Consider the following 13,345-nt stretch of genomic DNA (forward strand, 5'->3'; position numbering starts at 1 on the left):
TTCATTCCTCCTTCACTGCATAGATCGCGGGCAGGTTGCGCCACGCGCCGTGGATATCCATACCGTAACCGAACACGAAGCGGTTCGGCAACGTCAGGCCGACGAAATCTGCGCTGATGGGCTTGGCTCGGCCATGTTCCTTGTCGGCGAACACCGCACTGTAGAACGCCGTCGCGCCCAGTTCCAGCACACGCTGCTTGATGGCAAGCATGGTCTCACCTTCGTCCAGGATATCGTCCAGCACCAACACCACCTTACCGCGCACGTTCTCGCGCGGCGCGACCTTCCAGTGCAATTGCCCGCCCTGCTTCTCGTTGCCGTAGCGCGAGACATGCAGGTAATCGAAGTCGAGCGGAAAATCGAGCAGCGGCAGCAACTGCCCGCTGAACACCACCGCCCCGCCCATCACCGACAGCACCAGCGGATGCTGGCCTGCCAATGCTGTGTTGATCTCTTGCGCCACGCGCTGCAAAGCGCGCTGCACCGCTTCGGCATCGTGCAGCAATTCGGCCTTCTCGAGAAGGCGAAGCGCATCTTCATTGGATAACATCAAATCTCCGACTTCAATTAATCTAGGTTCTAACTAACGGGAAGTCTGATACCAATAAAGATTGTCAGACTTTCAGTCCAGCCCTTACAGAATTTTCCAATGCCTTCTTAGCGCTTCCCAACTTCGTTTTGGCCATCAGCACATCCTTTTCCGCCTGCTGAACAGCATCAACAAGTTGTGGAAATATTGACTTCCCCACTAAATTTCTTAGCTCATCAATCACAGCAGAATCCAAGTCCCCCGGCATTTTGGTATCACCAGACATTAAGGCCATCTTGTGCTTGCACCACTTCCCTAATTCACCAGCAGGACAACTGCAAAACACATTAAGCACCCCTTCTTCGACCGTAAATCCTGCCAAATAGGAACGGATACCATCGCTAGACAAAATTGAAAATTCTCTCTTCATCTTAAATATCCAAGGTCATCTGCCCAGGCAATGAGACCATTTTTTCCAATTCAGCCTCATCAATAGTTTTTACTCCAAGCCTTATTGCCTCTTGCAATTTGCTTCCCGGATCATTCCCAACAACAACGTAGCTAGTCTTCGAAGAAACACTACTTGAGACCCTTCCTCCAGCAGTTTCAATTAATTGCTTTGCGTCATCTCTACTAAGAGTTGGCAACGTTCCAGTTAATACAAATGTCTTGCCACTAAAAACAAGGCGTTCGTTTGTATCTTGAATGTTCGTTCGGCCATCCCAATGCATTCCGAATTTCTTTAATTGCTCCTCAACTTTAATTGCATATTTGTGTCGCTCATCATCAGAAAAATATTCGACAACACCTTGTGCGGCTTTACTGCTTATTGGAACAAGCAATAAGTCTTGCTTGCCGGAGAGTGCAATATTTCTTAGTGCCCCAAAATGGCTCGCAAGCTTTTCTGCGCCCCCCTTACCTAATCCAGCAATTGATAATTTATCAATCAAACCACCCAAGGTTGGCATTGAAGACAACTGAGTAGATACAGCCCGCTCAATCTCCCATGAAATCCCTAAAGCACGTAGTTCTCGAATAACTTTTTGGTTATGCAGATCAGAGAAAAATGCATATATCGCCTGCGCTGCTTCATGGCCTATATTGGGGATAAATTCCAGAACCTCAGGTAGCGCTTCTGCAAGCCTGTCGAAGCTACATAAAGAGGCCGCCAAATCCTTTGCAGTCCCCTCGCCAACCTCAGGTATTCCAAGTGAAAAAATAAAGCGAGCTAGAGTAGTATTTTTGCTCTCCGCAATGGCCTTCAATAGGTTGTTAGCTGAAATCTCCCCCATTCTCTCTATCGCAATAAGCTCAGAGAACTTTAAACGATATAAATCAGCAGGGGTTTCTACTAACGAACCGTCGACTAATTGATCGACTATCTTCTCTCCCAAGCCATCGATATTCATGGCCCGTCGATTTGCAAAATGAATTAGCGCCTGCTTCCTTTGCTCTGGGCATGACAATCCACCGATGCATCTGTAAGCAGTACCCTCGGTAACATGTGTTTTCGTCTTTAATTTTTTTTTCTTTATTAACTTAACAACTTTTGCGCCACAAACAGGGCATTGATTAGGCATGACGAACTTTCGAACGTTTTCAGTTCTACGTTCCTTGACCACACCAACGATTTCAGGAATTACATCACCTGCACGCCTAACAATTACTGTATCGCCGATGCGAATATCCTTTAGGTTGATTTGATCCTCGTTGTGCAACGTTGCATTCTTAACGGTGGTCCCATCAACGAAAACTTCTTGAAGTCTGGCGACAGGTGTCAATACCCCGGTACGCCCCACCTGAACATCAATATCTAGCAAAAGAGTCATTTCCTCTTGCGGTGGATATTTATGCGCGACAGCCCACTTGGGGTCTCTGCTCCGCATCCCAAGTTGGCGCTGTAAATCCAATGAATTAACCTTATAGACAACCCCATCAATATCAAAAGGCAGCCTATCTCGCTTCTCATGAACACGTGCATGGAAATCAACCAGACCTTGCGCACCAATGACAACAGCTCGTTCATCACATACTGGCAAACCTAGTTGTTCAAGCGAATCAAGAATAGCGCTTTGTGTTTTGGGAATACTCCAGCCCTTCACCTCACCAAGCCCATATGCGTAGAAAGAAAGATGGCGCTGGGCTGCAAGTTTTGAATCAAGCTGACGAAGACTCCCTGCCGCACCATTGCGTGGATTGACCAATGTATCCAAGCCCAATGCTCGTTGCTTCTCGTTATATTTATTGAAATCCTTTCGTGACATATAAACTTCGCCACGCACTTCAATAACATCTGCTTGGCAGTCTTTTAGGCGCAAAGGGATGCAATGGATGGTGCGGATGTTCTGCGTAACGTCCTCGCCGGTCTCGCCGTCGCCGCGCGTGGCGGCCTGCACCAGCACACCGCGCTCGTAGCGCAGGTTGATGGCCAGACCGTCGAACTTGAGTTCGCAGGCGTATTCGATCTCGTTGCTCGATTTCAGCAAATTCTTTACGCGCGTGTCAAAGTTGAAGGCGCCGCTTGCCTCTTTATCTGTCTCAGTTTCAATTGAAAGCATGGGCACGGCATGGCGCACCGGCGCAAAGCCATCCAGAACCTTGCCGCCGACGCGCTGCGTGGGCGAATCGGCGGTCAGCAGTTCGGGATATTGCGTCTCAAGGGATTGCAGTTCGCGGAACAGCTTGTCGTATTCCGCATCGGGGATGGTCGGCGCATCCTGCACGTAATAGGCATGGTTGTGCCGCTCTATCACTTCGCGCAACTGCGCGATACGCAGCTTCGCATCCATCAGGAGAACAGCCGCAGGGTCTGGGCACTACCTGGCACGAGGCCGCCGGCCAGCATGCGCTGCTCGACCGCTTCGACGCTGTCGCGGATATGGGCGATCGCGCCCTGGCTCAGGATCACGCGTTGGTCGTCGACCAGCGTGAGACGCAACGCGGGCGCGATGTCCAGCGCAAGCAGGATCATGTCGTCGAAACACTTGGCCGGTTCTTGTACACGCGGAATATCCAGCAGCAGGGTGAGACTGGTCACCTGCATCTTCTCCAGCGTGTGATGCTGGAACGGCGTGCCGTCCGATACGGACAGGGTGTATAGCGTGGCCCCGTCCGGCGCGAATTGATGGAAGGTGCCGTCGGCCTGCAAGCTCATGCCAGACAGTTGCACGGCCTGCGCGACTTCGCTGGCGAACAGCGGACGTTCTCCGCGGCTGATCAGGTTGAGACCTATCATCTGATCAACGCTGGCACAGAATTCATCCAATTCGCGCGCACGTTCCAGTGCGCTGTCGGCCAGCGGCAGCACCATGTCGGCATCCTGCTTGCGCCCGATCTCTCCCAGCAGTTCGCGAAAATCCGCCAGACGGGTATCGCTGATGATGCCGTTACGGTCCACCAGTTGCAGGGCGATCTTCAGTTCGCTGTAGTTGGCCGGACTTTCCGGGATGACCCGTTCCCATGCGCCGGTGGCGGCGTTGCAACCGCAGGTCTGGATGGTCTTGCCGTAATCGAAGCGACGCGGCCAAAAGTCGTCCAGCACCTCGGCGCTCACCGGGAACTTGGGTGTCATGCTGACGATAAAATCGAGTTTGTCGTCCAGCAGGTCGCAGGCCTCTGCGGCGGGCTTGTCCGCGATGAAATGCTCGGCTGGAATTTCCACTGGCGCCGCAGTGACCGCAGCTTCTGGCTCCGGCACGACGGCGCGTTGTGTCGCACGCGGCTCGGCATTGCCCCGATCCAGACTGCGCCGGTAGCGCCACTGCTGCCAGTAACCATAGGCGTATACCGCGACCACAACCAGTATCGCGATGACCAATAGACTTTTCTGAAATTCACTCATGTCCCTGCCGATGCTCTCAGTGAAGAATGACCGGGCTGATTATAACGACACCAGCGGCAGTTCGCCCTCGCTCATGCCGATCTTTCCGATGTTGTGCAAAGTACGGACGAAATCCGGGTCCTCATGCAGTTGTGCATGGGTGCGGGGATGCGTATGGCCGTGCATCTGCGCCAGCCTAGCGCGACTGGGGGCCGGCAGCTCCCATTTCAAGCCAGCCAGCAGCTCATCGGCCAAGTCGGGGCGGTTACATACCAGCACCATGTCGCATCCGGCCTGCAGCGCTGCTTCGGCGCGTTGCACGATACCTCCGGCCACGGTCGCGCCTTCCATGCTCAGGTCGTCGCTGAAGATGCAGCCGTCGAAACCCAGCTCGCCGCGCAGGATGTCCTTCAGCCAGCGCTTGGAGAAACCTGCAGGCTTGTCATCGATCTTGGGGTAGATCACATGTGCGGGCATCACGGCGGTCAAACCGAAATGCACCATCTGCCGGAACGGGATCATGTCGCACAACTCGATATCGGTGTAGCTGCGCTCGTCCACCGGAATCGCCAGATGCGAGTCGGCAGCGACGAAACCGTGCCCGGGGAAATGTTTGCCCACGGTCGGCATGCCGCCCTGCTTCAGGCCCTGCAGCAGACTGTGCGCCAGCTCGGAGATAGCTTGCGGTTCGCTGTGGAAGGCGCGGTCGCCGATCACCGTACTGGCACCGTAATCCACGTCCAGTACCGGCGTGAAACTGAAATCCACACCATAGGCGCGCAATTCGGAAGCGAGCACGAAGCCCACTTCCTGCGCCAGATGGCGGGCTTGTTTGGGATGCGCATCCCATATCTTGCCCAGTTCACGCATGGGCGGGATGCGCGTGAACCCATCGCGGAAACGCTGCACGCGCCCGCCTTCGTGATCGACGGCGATCAACAGCGGCGGTGTACGCAAGGCATGGATGCTGGCGGTCAGCGCGGCCAGTTGTGCGGGGGATTCGTAGTTGCGCGCGAACAAGATGACGCCGCCGACCAGCGGATGGCGCAAGCGCGCCTCGTCCTCCGGCGTCAACGTCTTGCCCGCCACATCCAGCATCACCGGTCCGATACCCATCAACTTTCCCCTTCCAGAATGACGAAAGCGACGGCATGTTCATGCTCGTCGCTGATGCTCAGATGATGGCGAGAAACGCCACGTGTATTTAAATAAGCTTCCAACTCCGGCGCGAACTCGAAAGCCGGTTTACCGAGCGCGTCATGACCGACTGTGATGTTGTGCAGACTCACCGGATGGCGCAGCCCCTGTCCTGTTGCTTTGGCAAAAGCTTCCTTGGCGGCGAAACGCTTCGCCAGAAAACGCGCCGGATGGGCCTGCACCGAATACTCCGCCAGTTCCGGCGCAGTGAGCAGACGCTCGGCGAACGCGGCACCATGCCGCTCGCAGGCCGCCTCGATGCGTGCCGTGGAGACGATGTCGGTGCCGATGCCGAGGATCATGCGCGCAGCAGCGCCTTCATGTTCTTGACCGCTTGCTCCAGCCCGATGAACACGGCTTCGGCCACGATGGCATGACCGATGTTGAGCTCGGCGATATGCGGGATGGCGACGATGTCCCGCACGTTGTGATAATGCAGACCGTGGCCGGCGTTCACTTGCAGGCCGAGTCCGTGCGCGTACTGCACGGCATCATGGATGCGCTTCAATTCCGCTGCACGCTCGGGCACGCTGTCGGCATCGGCATATTTGCCGGTATGGATCTCGATCACCGGTGCGCCGGCCTTCACGGCGGTATCGATCTGCTTCTCGTCTGCATCGATGAACAGCGAGACGCGGATACCCGCTGCAGTGCAACGTTGTGTGGCGTGTTGAACCTGATCGAAATACTTCACCACGTCCAGCCCGCCCTCGGTGGTGAGTTCTTCGCGCTTCTCGGGCACCAGACAAATGTCGTGCGGTTTGACGCGCACGGCGTTGTCTATCATCTCGTCAGTGACGGCGCATTCGAGGTTCATGCGCGTCTGCAGCATGCCGCGCAGGATGTCGACATCGGCATCCTGGATGTGGCGGCGGTCTTCGCGCAGGTGGATGGTGATGGCATCCGCACCGGCTTCTTCGCACACCAGCGCGGCACGCACCAGATTGGGATAACGCGCACCGCGCGCTTGGCGCAAGGTGGCGACGTGGTCGATATTCAGTCCTAACTTGATCATAGTTTCTGTAAATCTCTCATCAGTTCACGAGTGTGCAATGTTTTTCCGGCAAGGTGATGATCCAGCAGCATGCGCATCAGTTGCTTGCTCTGGCGCGCCGTCACCGCGTCGCGGTAGTCGTCAGCCGACATATCCAGCAGCGTCTTTCCGTCCACCGGCATGCCTTGCGAACTATCCGCCGTTTCGGCCACCGCGCCGCGCTCAAGTATATAGCGGTAGCTGCGCTCCGGCACCACGGGGCGAGTACTGCCCGCTTCCGTTTCCAGCGACAGGGCGTAGCCCAATTCTTGCAGCATGTGCTTTTCGAAACTGCGCAGGGTGAAGGCATGATCCTGCTCCTGCGCCAACCGTTGCAACGTCTGCTGGTAATAGTCGAACAGGCTTTCGTGCGGATCGTCGCGCGCCATCAGGTTGAGCAGCAGTTCATTCAGATAGAAACCGCACAGCAAGGCCGTACCCTGCAACTGCGGCTGCCCGCCCTGCCATTCCGCACTGTGCAAAGTACGCAATTCATGCTTGCCGAACCAGCTCAGGGCGAGCGGCTGGAACCCCATCAGCAGGCCGCGCACCGCAGAGCGCGGACGCCGCGCACCGCGCGCCACCAGCGGCACGCGGCCATGGTTGCGGCTGAACACTTCCACGATCAGGCTGGTCTCGCGGAACGGGTAGCTATGCAGTACGAAAGCGGGCTCGTCCTGGATACGGTGTCTGGCAGACGCGTTAGTCATACCCCAGCGTCTTCAGCATGTGCGCGCTGTCTGCCCAACCACTGCGCACTTTGATGAACACTTCGAGGAACACCTTGCCGTCGAACAGTTTCTCCATGTCGAGGCGCGCCTGCGTGGCGATCTCCTTGATCTTCTCGCCTTTGCTGCCGATCAGCATGACCTTGTGCGCTTCCTTGTCCACCAGGATGGCGGCGCTGATGCGGCGCATCTTGCCGTCCATCTTGAACTGTTCGATCACCACACTGACCGAGTACGGCAATTCATCGCCAGTGAAACGGAACACTTTCTCGCGCAAGATCTCGGCGGCGAGGAAGCGCTCGTTGCGGTCGGTGATGTCGTCCTCACCGTACAGATGCTCACCCTCCTGCAGATGCGGCTGCACGGCTTGCAGCAAGGTATCCAGATGTTTCTCCAGACGCGCACTGACCGGCACGATGGCATCGAACTGGCGCAAGGCTGCGACCTTTTCGATGAAGGGCAGCAGTTCGTTCTTGTCCTTCATCAGGTCGGCCTTGTTGATGACCAAGATGACCGGTCTGTCCTTGGGCAGCAGCTCCAGCACCTGCTGGTCGCGCTCATCGAAGTGGCGCGCTTCGATGACGAACAGCACCACGTGCACCTCACGCAGGCTGCTGGTCACCACACGGTTCATGTTGCGGTTCAGTGCGTTGGTGTGCTGGGTCTGGAACCCGGGCGTATCGACGAACACATATTGTGTCGTGCCTTCGGTGAGGATGCCGGTGATGCGATGGCGTGTGGTCTGCGCCTTGCGCGAGGTGATGCTGACCTTCTGCCCGATCAGGTGATTGAGCAGTGTCGATTTGCCCACGTTGGGACGGCCGACGATGGCGATGAAGCCGCTATGCAGGTTTTCGGATTCGGTCATGATTGGTTCTGTATGAGTTGATAGGCGCGCTCGGCGGCGATCTGTTCGGCAGTACGGCGACTGCTGCCCTCGCCGCGCGCAATGACTTTCAGTTTCGGGACTTCGCAGGCTACCGTGAATATCTGCGCCTGCCCCTTACCGTTCGTTTCGACAATGCTGTATTTCGGCAGAGGCAGCTTGCGTCCCTGCAACAGTTCCTGCAACTGGGTCTTGGCATCCTTGCCCACCGCGCGCAGGTCGATGTTGGCGATGAAGGGGATATACAGTCCAAGCACCACTTGCTGTGCAGTCGCAAAATCCGCATCCAGCCACACCGCGCCGAACAATGCCTCAAGCGCATCGGCAAGTATGGAAGGACGCTCGGCACCTCCGCACTTGATTTCCCCCTCACTCAGCAACAGGTGCTGCCCCAGATGGAGCTGCTGGGCCAGTATCGCCAATGTCTGCTGGTTGACCAGACTGGAACGCAAGCGGTGCAGATCACCCTCGGGCAGATCAGGGTAGGTTTCGAACAGATGTTTGGCGATGGTGCAGTTAAGCACGCTGTCGCCGAGAAATTCCAATCGCTCGTTGTGATCCGCATTGTGGCTGCGGTGCGTCAGTGCCCGCTGCAACAGTTGCGGTTGCGTGAAGTTGTAGCCGATCTGTCGGCACAGTGCGGCATGCTTCATCGACGGATCATGAACTGGAAGGTTTGAATTCGAGCAGCAGGGTGATGTTGCCGACCAGCTTGATGCGCACTTCGTATTCCGCGCTCAGCGACAAAGTGCCGCCCTCCTCGCGCACGATGGCGATATCCTCCACTTTCAGGTCCTGGATGTCGTTGATATTCGCGCGCTTGCGATAGGACATCTCGACTTCCGGGATACTCGCGGTGCGCATCGCCGGATCGGCCACGATCTCGCGGAATATCTGACTGATTTGCGCGCTATGCAGGTAAGCAGGGATCAGCTTCAATCCCAGCAGGGCCACAAAGATCAGCGCGAACGCGCCCATGATAAAGCCAGAAAAACTCAGACCGCGCTGCCGACTGCTCAATCCGTACATGTTCTGCTCCTTTCCATAAACGCTCATTTGACCGACAAACCGATACGCTCCAGCTCGCCGAAATTCATCCAGATGAGAAACGCTTTGCCCACGATCATCTCATCCGGCACGAAGCCCCAGTATCGACTGTCTCGGCTGTTGTCGCGGTTATCGCCCATCATGAAGTAATGACCGGCCGGAACGATACAGCGCATCTCCCGCTCACTATAACTGCATTGGTCCCGCCCCGGAAAGTCATCCACCTTGCCCAGATGGATCTGGTCCAGCTCGGGATTGACCAGCATGGCATGCTCGCGCTCGCCGAGTTTCTCCATATAGCGTTCGGTATGCACAAAGCGCAGGCCGCTTTCAACGTAGTTGAAATCTCCATCCGGGGTGCGCGTCTGCAGCACACCGTTCACCCACAATTGTTTGTCCCGATAGACGACCTCATCTCCCGGCAGGCCGATCACACGCTTGATGTAGTCGACCGATGGATCGTTCGGAAAATGGAACACCATCACATCGCCGCGCTGCGGCTGATTGATGTCAATCAACTTCTTGTTAAGAATGGGCAATCGTAGCCCGTAGGTATAGCGATTGACCACGATGAAGTCGCCCACGTGCAAGGTCGGGATCATCGAACCGGAGGGGATCTTGAACGGCTCGATCACGAAGGATCGCAACATGAACACCGCCAGGATGACCGGGAAGAAGCTGATGGAATACTCCACCCACCACGGCTCTTTCTCGCCTTCCTGACGCTGCTTGCGCAGGCTGTGCTTGTCCAGCAACCAGATGGCGCCGGTCACTACCAGCAGCACGAACATGATGAGTGAAAAGGTCATATCTTCCCTGCCCCTTATTTATCGTCGACACGCAGGATCGCCAGGAAGGCTTCCTGCGGGATCTCCACGCTACCCACCTGCTTCATGCGTTTCTTACCTGCCTTCTGCTTCTCCAGCAGTTTCTTTTTGCGCGAGATATCACCGCCGTAACACTTGGCCAGCACGTTCTTGCGCAACGCCTTCACGTTCTCGCGCGAGATGATGTTGGAGCCGATGGCGGCCTGGATCGCCACATCGTACATCTGGCGCGGGATCAACTCGCGCATCTTGGCCGCCACCTCGCGGCCGCGATACTGACTATTGGCGCGGTGCACGATGATGGACAGCGCGTCCACCTTTTCGCCGTTGATTAGCATGTCCACCTTCACCACGTCCGCCGGACGGTATTCCTTGAACTCATAGTCCATCGAGGCATAGCCGCGTGACACAGATTTCAACTTATCGAAGAAATCGAGCACGATCTCGCCCATCGGCATCTCGTATTTCAGCAGCACCTGCTTGCCGTGGTAGCTCATGTCGATCTGCATGCCGCGCTTCTGCGTGCACAGGGTGATCACCGCGCCCACATATTCCTGCGGCATGTACAGATTCACATTCACGATGGGTTCGCGGATCTCTTCGACCTTGGACAGGTCGGGCAGCTTGGACGGGTTGTCCACCATGATCACCGAGCCGTCGCGCTGCACCACCTCGTAGATCACGGTGGGCGCGGTGGTGATCAGGTCCATGTCGAACTCGCGTTCGAGACGTTCCTGCACGATCTCCATATGCAGCAGGCCGAGAAAGCCGCAGCGGAAGCCGAAGCCCAGTGCCTGCGACACTTCCGGCTCGTACATCAGCGCGGAATCGTTCAGTTTCAGTTTTTCCAGTGAGTCACGCAGCGCTTCGTACTGGTTCGATTCCACTGGGAACAATCCAGCGAACACCTGTGGCTGTATCTCTTTGAAACCTGGCAAAGCGGATGCGGCGGGCTTGGCCAAATGGGTGATGGTGTCGCCGACCTTAGCGTCCTTCAATTCTTTGATGCCGGCGATGACGAAACCGACCTGTCCGGCGGACAGCGACTCGCGATCCTGCGACTTGGGGGTGAACACGCCGAGGTGCTCGGTCAGATGCTGCGCGCCGGTGGCCATGAACAGGATCTTTTCCTTGGGCTTGAGCGTGCCGTTGATGATGCGCACCAGCATCACCACACCGACATAGTTGTCGAACCACGAGTCGACGATCAATGCCTGCAGGGGCGCGGCCGGATCGCCCTTGGGCGGCGGCACTTTGACGATCAAAGATTCCAGCACATCCTCGACTCCAAGCCCAGTCTTGGCCGAGCAATGCACCGCCTCCTGCGCATCGATGCCGATCACATCCTCGATCTCGGCGATGGCGTTCTCAGGATTGGCGGATGGCAGGTCTATCTTGTTCAATACCGGCACCACCTCCACGCCCAGATCCAGCGCTGTATAGCAGTTGGCCACGGTCTGCGCTTCCACACCTTGCGAGGCATCCACCACCAGCAGCGCGCCTTCGCAGGCGGAAAGAGAACGCGATACTTCATAAGAGAAGTCCACGTGTCCAGGGGTGTCGATCAGGTTGAGGTTGTACACCTGCCCATCTCGCGCCTTATAGCTCAGGGCCGCGGTTTGCGCTTTGATGGTAATGCCGCGTTCGCGTTCGATATCCATCGAGTCCAGCACTTGCGCTTCCATCTCGCGCGTGGCCAAACCTCCGCAGAGATGGATGATGCGATCGGCCAGCGTGGATTTGCCGTGATCGATGTGGGCGATGATGGAGAAATTACGGATATGTTGCATGAGGTTTGAAATAAAAATCCCGTCAAATTCGGTAGTTGCGCAGGGCGCGCATTCTAGCCGATTTTGACGGGCACTGCCGGAAGGCAGGGTTATTTTTCGTCCAGACGGACAGGGATGTAGACCGTGCCGTCGTTGCGGCGCACCAGCAAGGCGATACTGCGGCCCGGCGGCACTTGTTTGAGGATCTCGTTGAATTGCGCCACGGTGCGTATCTCGATATTGCCTATGGCCAGGATCACGTCACCGCGCTGCATCTCGATCCGAGCAGAAGCGCCTTTGGCATCGACCACCAGCAAGCCGCCTTCCACCTGCAGTTCGGCCTTCTGTTCGTCGGTAAGTTCGATCACGCTCAGGCCCAAGCGGAGCACGCTCTGAGTCTGCGCATCGGCGGGGTCGATCTGCGCCGCCACCTGCTCGCTCGGATCCTGGATCTCGCCCACGACCAAGGAAACTTCCAGCGTATTGCCTTTGCGCCAGATCAACACCGGCACCTTGCTATCCGGCTTGGTTGCCGCCACGATGCGCGGCAGGTCGGAAGAGCTTTCCACCGTTTTTCCATCGAACTTCAGGATCACGTCGCTCGCACGCACCCCGGCTTTATCCGCCGGACCTCCGCGCTCGACACCGGAGATCAGTGCGCCAGCGGCTTTCTTCAAACCGAAGGACTCGGCCAATTCACGCGTCACTTCCTGAATGGTGACGCCGATGCGCCCGCGTGTGACTTTACCCGTGGTACGCAACTGCTTGACCACATCCATCGCCACATCGATGGGGATGGAGAACGACAGTCCCATATACCCGCCGGAACGACTGTATATCTGGGAATTGATACCGACCACTTCCCCCTTCATGTTGAACAACGGCCCGCCCGAGTTGCCTGGATTGATCGCCACATCGGTCTGAATGAACGGCACGAAGTTCTCCTGCGGCAGGGAACGCCCTTTGGCGCTGACGATACCCGCCGTCACGCTGCTGTCAAAACCGAACGGCGAACCGATCGCCAACACCCATTCACCGACCTTGAGCTGATCCGGTTTGCCCAGCTCCACCGTGGGCAAACCGCTGGCTTCGATCTTGAGCAAAGCCACATCGGTGCGTTTGTCGGCGCCTACCACGCGTGCCTTGTATTCCCGCTTGTCGGTCAGGCGCACAGTGATCTTGTCGGCCCGATCCACCACATGCGCATTGGTCAGGATGTAACCATCCGCACTGATGATGAAACCGGAACCCAGTGATTGCGATTCCTGTTGGCGCGGCATTTGAGGCGCGAAGCGCTTGAAGAATTCATAGAAGGGATCGTTTTCGGGCAGGTTGGGCAAACCGGGCATCATCTGCTGCGCAGAGACGGCCTGCGTAGTACTTACGTTCACGACAGCAGCCCCCTGCTTTTCAACCAAACCGGTGAAATCGGGCAGATCCTTGGCTGACACGTTGCCCACCAGCAATATGCCGAGCAGTAACGCGAGTGATCGTTTGAACATCCAAACC

At 56.7% G+C, this 13,345-nt stretch carries 14 protein-coding genes; all 14 read right to left on the reverse strand.

Annotated features, from left to right (window positions below; all coding sequences use genetic code 11):
* Position 1: 1 nt before the first annotated feature.
* Complete coding sequence (locus ACYCZ5_RS05965) at positions 2 to 550, reverse strand: hypoxanthine-guanine phosphoribosyltransferase (protein WP_461543880.1); 549 nt, start codon at positions 548 to 550, stop codon at positions 2 to 4.
* A gap of 64 nt (positions 551 to 614) precedes the next feature.
* A complete protein-coding gene (locus ACYCZ5_RS05970) occupies positions 615 to 959 on the reverse strand; it encodes an SWIM zinc finger family protein (RefSeq protein ID WP_461543881.1) in 345 nt (114 codons plus the stop codon).
* Between the two features lies 1 nt (position 960).
* A complete protein-coding gene (gene ligA, locus ACYCZ5_RS05975) occupies positions 961 to 3,318 on the reverse strand; it encodes an NAD-dependent DNA ligase LigA (protein ID WP_461543882.1) in 2,358 nt (785 codons plus the stop codon).
* The gene (locus ACYCZ5_RS05980) at positions 3,318 to 4,370 is read right to left on the reverse strand and encodes a cell division protein ZipA C-terminal FtsZ-binding domain-containing protein (protein WP_461543883.1); all 1,053 of its coding nucleotides are present in this window, start codon (positions 4,368 to 4,370) and stop codon (positions 3,318 to 3,320) included. The genes ligA and ACYCZ5_RS05980 overlap by 1 nt, the downstream gene beginning before the upstream one ends.
* Positions 4,371 to 4,409: 39 nt before the next feature.
* Complete coding sequence (gene nagZ, locus ACYCZ5_RS05985; RefSeq protein ID WP_461543884.1) at positions 4,410 to 5,465, reverse strand: beta-N-acetylhexosaminidase; 1,056 nt, start codon at positions 5,463 to 5,465, stop codon at positions 4,410 to 4,412.
* Positions 5,465 to 5,848: a holo-ACP synthase gene (gene acpS / locus ACYCZ5_RS05990; protein ID WP_461543885.1), complete on the reverse strand. Its 384-nt coding sequence runs from the start codon at positions 5,846 to 5,848 to the stop codon at positions 5,465 to 5,467. The genes nagZ and acpS overlap by 1 nt, the downstream gene beginning before the upstream one ends.
* Positions 5,845 to 6,561, reverse strand: a complete 717-nt coding sequence (pdxJ, locus tag ACYCZ5_RS05995; protein WP_461543886.1) for a pyridoxine 5'-phosphate synthase — start codon at positions 6,559 to 6,561, stop codon at positions 5,845 to 5,847. The genes acpS and pdxJ overlap by 4 nt, the downstream gene beginning before the upstream one ends.
* Positions 6,558 to 7,289, reverse strand: a complete 732-nt coding sequence (gene recO, locus ACYCZ5_RS06000; protein ID WP_461543887.1) for a DNA repair protein RecO — start codon at positions 7,287 to 7,289, stop codon at positions 6,558 to 6,560. The genes pdxJ and recO overlap by 4 nt, the downstream gene beginning before the upstream one ends.
* The gene (gene era, locus ACYCZ5_RS06005) at positions 7,282 to 8,175 is read right to left on the reverse strand and encodes a GTPase Era (protein ID WP_461543888.1); all 894 of its coding nucleotides are present in this window, start codon (positions 8,173 to 8,175) and stop codon (positions 7,282 to 7,284) included. Before era ends, recO begins: the two co-directional genes overlap by 8 nt.
* Complete coding sequence (gene rnc / locus ACYCZ5_RS06010) at positions 8,172 to 8,846, reverse strand: ribonuclease III (protein ID WP_461543889.1); 675 nt, start codon at positions 8,844 to 8,846, stop codon at positions 8,172 to 8,174. The genes era and rnc overlap by 4 nt, the downstream gene beginning before the upstream one ends.
* Positions 8,847 to 8,853: 7 nt before the next feature.
* Positions 8,854 to 9,222: a DUF4845 domain-containing protein gene (locus ACYCZ5_RS06015; protein WP_461543890.1), complete on the reverse strand. Its 369-nt coding sequence runs from the start codon at positions 9,220 to 9,222 to the stop codon at positions 8,854 to 8,856.
* Positions 9,223 to 9,245: 23 nt separating this feature from the next.
* Positions 9,246 to 10,049 carry a signal peptidase I gene (gene lepB, locus ACYCZ5_RS06020; protein WP_461543891.1) on the reverse strand — a complete coding sequence of 268 codons (804 nt, stop codon included), beginning with the start codon at positions 10,047 to 10,049 and terminating at the stop codon, positions 9,246 to 9,248.
* A gap of 14 nt (positions 10,050 to 10,063) precedes the next feature.
* Positions 10,064 to 11,857 (reverse strand): translation elongation factor 4, encoded by a 1,794-nt coding sequence (gene lepA / locus ACYCZ5_RS06025; RefSeq protein ID WP_461543892.1) that lies wholly within the window; start codon positions 11,855 to 11,857, stop codon positions 10,064 to 10,066.
* A gap of 89 nt (positions 11,858 to 11,946) precedes the next feature.
* Complete coding sequence (locus ACYCZ5_RS06030) at positions 11,947 to 13,338, reverse strand: DegQ family serine endoprotease (RefSeq protein ID WP_461543893.1); 1,392 nt, start codon at positions 13,336 to 13,338, stop codon at positions 11,947 to 11,949.
* Between the last annotated feature and the right edge of the window lie 7 nt (positions 13,339 to 13,345).

Source organism: Sideroxydans sp., assembly GCF_054604835.1.